Genomic DNA, 7,202 nt, shown 5'->3' with positions numbered 1-7,202 from the left:
GCTCTGCAATAAAATTGCACACAAATTAAATACGCGCCCACGCAAAAGACTTGGGTATAGGACACCAACGGAGTATATTCATGCGCATCTGTAGAAAGTGTCGCACTTCAAACTTGATACTAAGTGGCGATGGCTTCGATGGCATGCGCACTTTTTATAGCTAAGTCTAAGTAACGCTCCGCCTCTTCCTGCGTAATTGCAAAATCAGGTAAATGACTAGCGCGATTACGTAACTGCCTTAGGCTATTGATAACCTCAATACTGTTTGGACTAAAGTTACCAGTGCTAGCTAAATGATCGAGTATAAGTTTAGGACTAGTTCGCTTGAAAGTAGCCCCGGTGGTTAAATCACTTTTAACTGCTGCAGTTTCGATCAAAGTCCAAGCTTCTACAATTGCGGCGCGTGGGGATATTTCAGCCAAACGATAGAGCTGTTCTTTTTGACTTAGTTCTTCAGCTGTCGATTCGTGAATAACTTCTTCAGATTGGGGGATTTCAGAAGCTTGTTGCTCTGCTTTCTCCAAACCACGATTAAAACTAATCTCAGTATCACCGTATTTTAATGCAGTTAGACGCCCCATTAAGCCTCTAACTTCATTTCGAAATAGATAGCCAAGCCATACGACTGCCACTGGCCAAGCCAGAGCTTTGATAATTTCTACAATATGTTCCATATTACTCCTAGCCAGTTAACGCCCTGTTAAGGGGTGAGCAACGTAATACCGATGCCGCCGCATACCACCTTAAACACTAAAACCAACGCATAGTGAAAATGCCACGCGTTGCGAATCCCTCTTGAACAGTTTGTTATACGCGTGCTGACACTACAACGAAACTTTCATAACCTTATGATTTGGCTCACTTTCAATATCAACTGTTAACCAACCTAATGACTCGTACAACGATGGTACATTGGTGTAAACATACAGGTTACTTTGAGTTGCTGCTGATACTTGGCTAACACCCCGGTTAATCAGTTCGCTAGCAATACCTTGACCACGCCACTCAGGTGAAACATAAACAGCATTAAACCAAATAACCTCTGAGTCACCATGAGGTTCTTTAAAGCGCGAGTAAGCAAGACCACCGATAACTTGATTGTCTCTGAGAGCGACAATTACCGGTGGAAGATTAGATTGTGGCTTATAAGTATCTATGAACAGAAAATCAGACCATTCTGTTTGAAACAGCTTCTCTAGAGCAACCCAATACTGACTATTCTCATCGCAATGTCTGAATACTACCTTGTTCATATTGGACTATTTCCTCAAAAGCGTATAACGCCCTGTTAAGGGGTGAGCAACGCAATACCAAAGCCGCCGCATACCACCTTAATCACTTAAACCAACGCATAGTGAAAATGCCACGCGTTGCGAATCCCTCTTGAACAGTTTGTTAGGCGCGTAGCCACGTTTTATAACTGAATCTCAACGTTGTTCCGTACATATGTAGGGATAGATAACTGCTCATCTATATCTTTGAACTTTGGCTGTTGAGGCATCAATTCTATTATCGCGTTCAGTTCTTCAAAACTGATACCGACCACTCGGCAAGCAGTCATCAAACCATTTATAAAGCACTTTTTATCCCGCTTTTGCTGTTGCTCACTTGCAGGAATAGACGAGTACAATTCGCACTCTTTCGTTAATAAGGCTAGAAGTTCTTCTTTTGAGGTTTCCATATACAAACTCAGTTACTAGATAGTTTGGACACATTATCAATGATTTAAGACACAACTTCCAAGAGCTTGATCTTACGTTTTAAACCAAGCGCCTAACGCCGCGTTAAGTGGTGAGCAACGCAGACCACTGCACTTAAAGTATTGTGCCGTAAACACTAAAGCCGAAGTAAACCAAAAATGCCAAGCGTTGGGAATCCGTCTTAAACGCTTTGTTAAGCGTATTATTCATAGCTACTCGTCATAATAAAAAAGTTCATAATTACCAGAAGTAAAACTTACGTCCATGTTTAGCTTTTTGCCTAAGTCATTGATTAAACTAATTACAGACTTTTGATATTTCAACATATTTGTATCTGAGAAGGCTTGTTGGTATTTAGGAGCAAAACTAAAACCAACATATGTGATAGGTACTTTAAAATGAACTAGACTATTTCGTAATTCAAATAGTTGTGACAACGAATCTCGCCAAGACAGAGAACCATAATTTATATCATTCACTTTACAAAGATACTTAATTTTACCAATCGTAGATTTATAATCTTTTTCATCTATTTGTTTGGTGTCTGGACAGGTCTGCCAAGCTAGATTAACAAACCCCTCAGCAGAAATTGCCCAACCTAAGACAGCTTCGATACAAAGTGATATCGTATTGTCATCATGCATACCCGGCGCATTAATATAAAAATCAACACCCGTTTCAGGAACTGAATCTCTCACAGAAACAAATTGAGCAATTGCCTTTTGCCACTTTTCATTAGCATTTTTAAGCATCAACTGCTCTACATTTAATCTATAACCGTAACTCAAATTTTACTCCAAATACGCTTAACGCCCTGCTAAGGGGTGAGCAACGCAATACAAAAGCCGCTGCAAACCACCTTAATCACTAAAATCAACGCATAGTGAAAATGCCACGCGTTGCGAATCCCTCTTGAGCAGTTTGTTAGTCGCGAGGCACCGAGCGACAATTTTAAGCCAAACTAAACTTTGCGAACAACAAGCTTTATGTGTTTTGATGCACTTAAGTCAGGCGTAGTCTCAAAGCGGCTACTCAATGAAACCACTTGGAACAGCCAACGCCGCAGAAAACGGACTGACAACACCAAAAAAGCGCTTTTGGAAAACCAATCTCACAGTGCGGACTTTCAACAAAGTCACTGAAACCACGTGGAACTTACCACACCAGAGAAAACGTCCTTTCAGCAAGTAAATAAGCTTTTAAACCAACAAACTCACCGAGCAGATTTGCAACCAAAAACAGATTTTCGATTACCCCGCTCTATCACCACCAAAGAACGAAACAACCGCTTGGAAAATAGTAATGCATTGATTTAGAACCGATGAAACTGAGCTTTGACCGTCGAAGATGGAACTATGAATCAAACAACCAGTAGCCAAGTTTTGAGCTTAGAAACATGATTTTGACTGCTAGCTTTTTCTGGCGACTAACGCCCTGCTAAGGGGTGAGCAACGCAATACCAAAGTCACCGCATACCACCTTAAACACCAAAACCAACGCATAGTAAAAATGCCACGCGTTGCGAATCCCTCTTGAACAGTTTGTTAGCCGCTCATTCCCAAAGGTTATTGCTTACTCAACAAGAACTTACGTAAATCTCTCTCTGCACGCATAACAAACAGAATAAACACTTTGTCACTGTCTTGTTTATAGAAAACACGACATGGATTAACGACAACTTCACGATAACTTAAATGTTCTAGCTCGGGTGGAATACGACCTGACTCTGGGAAAGTTTGTAGGCGTTCGACTTTGGAGAAGATCGTTTGCACTAACTGCTTTGCAGCTACGATATTTTCAAGTGCGATGTATTCAGCGATATCGTTGAGGTCTGATAACGCTGGCTCAGTCCAGATTATTTCAGCCATTTTGACATTTTGTCCTTGGCTTCATCATGACTTACCACTTTACCGCCAGCTAGTGCACGCTCACCTCGTGCAATACCCTCAAGAATAGCTAAACGATTTTGCATAAACTCGTAGTCATCAACATCAACGAGATACGCGGATGGCTTACCATGCTCAGTAATTAACACTGGTTCTTTGGTGTCGTGGAGATCGGCGAGGATCTTAGTTGCTTGACGCTTGAGTGATGTAACTAGTTCTACTTTCATGAGAGCTGCTCCAAAGGAATACTAAAGTGATACTATTCTATCACTTTGAGTATAGCAAGCTCCATGACGGCTAACGCCGCGTTAAGTGGTGAACAACGCCAATCACCAAACCTAAACCATTGTGCCTTAAACACTAAATTCAACTTGAACTGAAATCGCCAAGCGTTGTGAATCCGCCTTAAACGCCTTGTTATGTACGTGCTTGAAGTAAATGCAATATTTGGTCTAGTATTTCTTTTTTCTTTTCTTGATTAACTAAGTCAAACTGATTAATGCCTTTGATAGCCTCTACTTTAGAGTCAGGCTTGAACTTGGCAGATAGCGGGTGTACTTCTGCTCCATATATTGGCTCAGAGAACTCAGTAAACTGATCTACCGTGATATCAATAACTTTACCATCAACTTCAACCCAAAAATGGCTTTCATCAGATGAATGTTTATAGCCATGAACGACAAACACTTCTTTATCTGATAAAAACTTCGCTAGGAGAGCACCAAGAAAATATGAGGCACTTTCGCAACTGTTTACTGGAAAACGATGAAAGAAAGGGAGGTCAATTTCGGCTCGATTTTCAAGAAACACCTCTCTAATTTTTTGCGCAATTTCGTACATATACCCTCCAAGTACATAACGCTCTGCTAAGGGGTGAACAACGCAATACCGAAGCCGCTGCATACCGCCTTAATCACTAAAATCAACGCATAGTAAAAATGCCACGCGTTGTGAATCCCTCTTGAGCAGTTTGTTAGTTTGCAAACCCAAAGCGTTGATTTTAAGTCATTTTAGACTTTGCAAACAATAAACTTTATGTGTTTTGATGCACTTAAGTCAGGCGTAGTCTAAAAGCGGCTAATCAATGAAACCACATGGAACAAACAACGCCGCAGAAAACGAACTCACAACACCAAAAAGCGCTTTTGGAAAACCAATATCACAATGCGGACTTTCAACAGAGTCACTGAAACCACATGAATTTACCACTTCAGAGAAAACGTTATTTCAGCGAGTAAATCGGCTTTTGTACCAGCAAACTTAACGAGCAGAGTTTCAACAAAAGAGTTCAGCTCAATTAACCCAAAAGTAGCCACAACAAAGAACAAACCAACCGTTAAAAAGATGCCAATTTTGGATTTTCACCACGCTCGTTAACACTGAAATTGAACGCCGATACGACAATTTCGACTTTGAGCTTTTACCACTAGATCCTGCGATATAGCTGCGTTTTTCCTCTTGCAAACTAACGCCCAATTAAGTTGTGAGCTACGCTGCCACCATACTCAAACACTTCGCCGTAATCACCAAACTAATTAAAACCGAAAGTGCCGAGCGTTGCGAATCAGCTTGAATTGCTTGTTAGCCGAGTTTTATACGACATAGCTCATTAATTGGCTTGTCTACAAAATACTCCCAAACGTGCTTGAATGCTGCATGTTGTGTTGGAAAAGGCGATAACTCTAACGCTTCTTCTAAGCTGCACCATTTATAATCTGTGTGTTCGTGATTAAGAACGACTTCTTGATTCGCTTGACACTTAACGACAAAGACTGGGATGACTTCAATAACGTTCGAGTAGGACTCATAGAACTGCTCTAAGAATTGACCATTGTACAGTTCCTTCACTTCAATCTGGGTTTCTTCCTGAAACTCTCGAACGATGGTTTGCCAAGGCAGCTCACCTTCTTCCATTGAACCTGCAACATGGCACCAAAAACCACCTTTCACTCGCTTCATTAGAAGCATCTTTGTTTCACCATTAATTTCCGACAATGCCACACCGGAAACAATTGAATTATTTATTGGAATCATTTTTATACCTAGAAACTACGATAGTCGGCTAACGCCCTGTTAAGGTGTGAGCGACGCAACACAAAAGCCGCCGCATGCCACCTTAGACACCAAACACAACGCATAGTAAAAATGCCACGCGTTGCGAATCACTCTTGAACAGTTTGTTAGCCAAAATGTGCTTCGCGATGACAATTAGGGCACATAGCAACTGCATTTTCTACAGTGTCTTCACCTCCCTTAGCTAGAGGCAACTTATGATGAACTTCAAGATATCCAGTTCCATCTGTACGACGAGGGAAAGGAGCCGCTTCATTACAACCTTCACATTTACCGTCTGCGCGTAGGAGAACTTCTGCCACTACATCAGGGTTACGTTTGAATCGTTTGACCATTTCATAAATAACCTTGGGTTTCTTAGTTGCTTGAGACAATCGTTTTCGACGATTTACGGAACTGTCTTGAATAGCTATATTAACTGCAATATCGAAATCATTGTCCTTTTGATTCCGGCTATCAAACAAACCAAAACCATTCAAGACAAATTGCTCTCGTGCATATTTGGAATGAAAGTCTGTTGTATCTGAAATATTATTAGCAAGAGCCCAAATGATCTTTGCCGGATATATTACATTTTCTTGGTCAAGTACATACCAATGACCAGGTCGACCATAATTCTGGGGTCTTTCTCCCTCATCATACCGAACAAATGCTTGCTTTATTTTTTCCTTCATTTTCCATCCTTCTAGTTTTGGCTAACGCCGCGTTAAGTAGTGAGCAACGCCACCACAAAACCTAACCATACCACCGTAATCACATAGCCCAACCTTGAACTGAGAACGCCAAGCGTTGGGAATCTGCCTTAAACGCCTTGTTATGCCTGTAGTTGCAAGAAGTAATGATACGTCCCTGACTCCCTTTCATAACCTAAAGACTCATACAGTTTCTGGGCATTCACATTACTCTCAGCAGTCTCTAGAGCTAGACCTTTAACATTATCCTTTTTCCCCATATCTTTCGCTGCTTCCATTAGCTTCTTTGCCACCCCTTGCCTCCTTGCTGTGTCTAGAACGAATAAGTCGTTTAGAACCCAAGTTCTAGCAGCCGAAACAGAAGAGAAGCTTGGATACAATTGAATAAAACCTAAACCATTACCTTTATCATCAAGTGCTAGATATATAATGGACTCATCATTATTTAAGCGCGACTCAATAAACTCACGAGCAACAGTGAGGTCGCTTTCTTGACCATAAAACACTCGATACGCATCAAAAAGAGGAGAAACCAAGTCTAATTGTTCAATTGTCGCTTTTACTATTTCCATGTACAAAATCCATTTTATTGTAGAAAGGCATAACGCCCTGTTAAGGTGTGAGCAACGCAATACCGAAACTCCCGCATACCACCTTAAACACTAAAGTCAACGCATAGTAAAAATGCCACGCGTTGCGAATCACTCTTAAACAGTTTGTTATGTGTCTTGGATTCAAGTACGAAGTGCGACACCACTGAAAAATAAAACAGTGAGATGCGATAATCATGATTTTGCTCCCGCCAAGAAGTAAAGCTATGAAATATACACACCTCACTGAGAAAGAAAGAT

The 7,202-nt window shown here is 41.0% G+C and carries 10 protein-coding genes; all 10 read right to left on the bottom strand.

The window, feature by feature from the left end:
• Positions 1-119 precede the first annotated feature (119 nt).
• Positions 120-674, bottom strand: coding sequence for a DUF4145 domain-containing protein (locus GVO60_RS21965; RefSeq protein ID WP_159657851.1), 555 nt, complete (start codon positions 672-674; stop codon positions 120-122).
• A gap of 150 nt (positions 675-824) precedes the next feature.
• The gene (locus GVO60_RS21955) at positions 825-1,253 is read right to left on the bottom strand and encodes a GNAT family N-acetyltransferase (RefSeq protein WP_159657849.1); all 429 of its coding nucleotides are present in this window, start codon (positions 1,251-1,253) and stop codon (positions 825-827) included.
• A 161-nt stretch (positions 1,254-1,414) separates the two neighbouring features.
• On the bottom strand, positions 1,415-1,681 hold the full coding sequence (locus GVO60_RS21950) for a hypothetical protein (protein ID WP_053321355.1): 267 nt from the start codon (positions 1,679-1,681) through the stop codon (positions 1,415-1,417).
• Positions 1,682-1,912: 231 nt separating this feature from the next.
• Positions 1,913-2,488, bottom strand: coding sequence for a hypothetical protein (locus GVO60_RS21945; protein WP_159657847.1), 576 nt, complete (start codon positions 2,486-2,488; stop codon positions 1,913-1,915).
• Positions 2,489-3,265: 777 nt separating this feature from the next.
• Positions 3,266-3,568: a type II toxin-antitoxin system RelE/ParE family toxin gene (locus GVO60_RS21925; protein WP_012128216.1), complete on the bottom strand. Its 303-nt coding sequence runs from the start codon at positions 3,566-3,568 to the stop codon at positions 3,266-3,268.
• Positions 3,556-3,813, bottom strand: coding sequence for a type II toxin-antitoxin system Phd/YefM family antitoxin (locus tag GVO60_RS21920; RefSeq protein ID WP_012128217.1), 258 nt, complete (start codon positions 3,811-3,813; stop codon positions 3,556-3,558). The genes GVO60_RS21925 and GVO60_RS21920 overlap by 13 nt, the downstream gene beginning before the upstream one ends.
• Positions 3,814-4,003: 190 nt before the next feature.
• Entirely contained in the window at positions 4,004-4,426 is a 423-nt protein-coding gene (locus tag GVO60_RS21915) for a hypothetical protein (RefSeq protein WP_159657845.1), read from the bottom strand.
• Between the two features lie 741 nt (positions 4,427-5,167).
• Complete coding sequence (locus GVO60_RS21905) at positions 5,168-5,620, bottom strand: NUDIX hydrolase (RefSeq protein ID WP_159657843.1); 453 nt, start codon at positions 5,618-5,620, stop codon at positions 5,168-5,170.
• Positions 5,621-5,766: 146 nt separating this feature from the next.
• A complete protein-coding gene (locus GVO60_RS21895; protein ID WP_159657839.1) occupies positions 5,767-6,333 on the bottom strand; it encodes an HNH endonuclease in 567 nt (188 codons plus the stop codon).
• A gap of 140 nt (positions 6,334-6,473) precedes the next feature.
• Complete coding sequence (locus tag GVO60_RS21890) at positions 6,474-6,923, bottom strand: GNAT family N-acetyltransferase (protein ID WP_159657837.1); 450 nt, start codon at positions 6,921-6,923, stop codon at positions 6,474-6,476.
• Positions 6,924-7,202: the final 279 nt, after the last annotated feature.

Source organism: Vibrio atypicus, assembly GCF_009811315.1.
GTDB classification, from domain to species: Bacteria; Pseudomonadota; Gammaproteobacteria; order Enterobacterales; family Vibrionaceae; genus Vibrio; species Vibrio atypicus.
The sequence above is the reverse complement of the archived record's forward strand: the minus strand, read 5'-3'. Positions and strand labels throughout refer to the sequence as shown.

What these genes read in the sequence shown, in the direction of transcription:
- GVO60_RS21965 (WP_159657851.1), bottom strand. Translation starts at nt 674, where the DNA reads ATGGAACATATTGTAGAAATTATCAAAGCTCTGGCTTGGCCAGTGGCA.
- GVO60_RS21955 (WP_159657849.1), bottom strand. Translation starts at nt 1,253, where the DNA reads ATGAACAAGGTAGTATTCAGACATTGCGATGAGAATAGTCAGTATTGG.
- GVO60_RS21950 (WP_053321355.1), bottom strand. Translation starts at nt 1,681, where the DNA reads ATGGAAACCTCAAAAGAAGAACTTCTAGCCTTATTAACGAAAGAGTGC.
- GVO60_RS21925 (WP_012128216.1), bottom strand. Translation starts at nt 3,568, where the DNA reads ATGGCTGAAATAATCTGGACTGAGCCAGCGTTATCAGACCTCAACGAT.
- GVO60_RS21920 (WP_012128217.1), bottom strand. Translation starts at nt 3,813, where the DNA reads ATGAAAGTAGAACTAGTTACATCACTCAAGCGTCAAGCAACTAAGATC.
- GVO60_RS21915 (WP_159657845.1), bottom strand. Translation starts at nt 4,426, where the DNA reads ATGTACGAAATTGCGCAAAAAATTAGAGAGGTGTTTCTTGAAAATCGA.
- GVO60_RS21905 (WP_159657843.1), bottom strand. Translation starts at nt 5,620, where the DNA reads ATGATTCCAATAAATAATTCAATTGTTTCCGGTGTGGCATTGTCGGAA.
- GVO60_RS21895 (WP_159657839.1), bottom strand. Translation starts at nt 6,333, where the DNA reads ATGAAGGAAAAAATAAAGCAAGCATTTGTTCGGTATGATGAGGGAGAA.
- GVO60_RS21890 (WP_159657837.1), bottom strand. Translation starts at nt 6,923, where the DNA reads ATGGAAATAGTAAAAGCGACAATTGAACAATTAGACTTGGTTTCTCCT.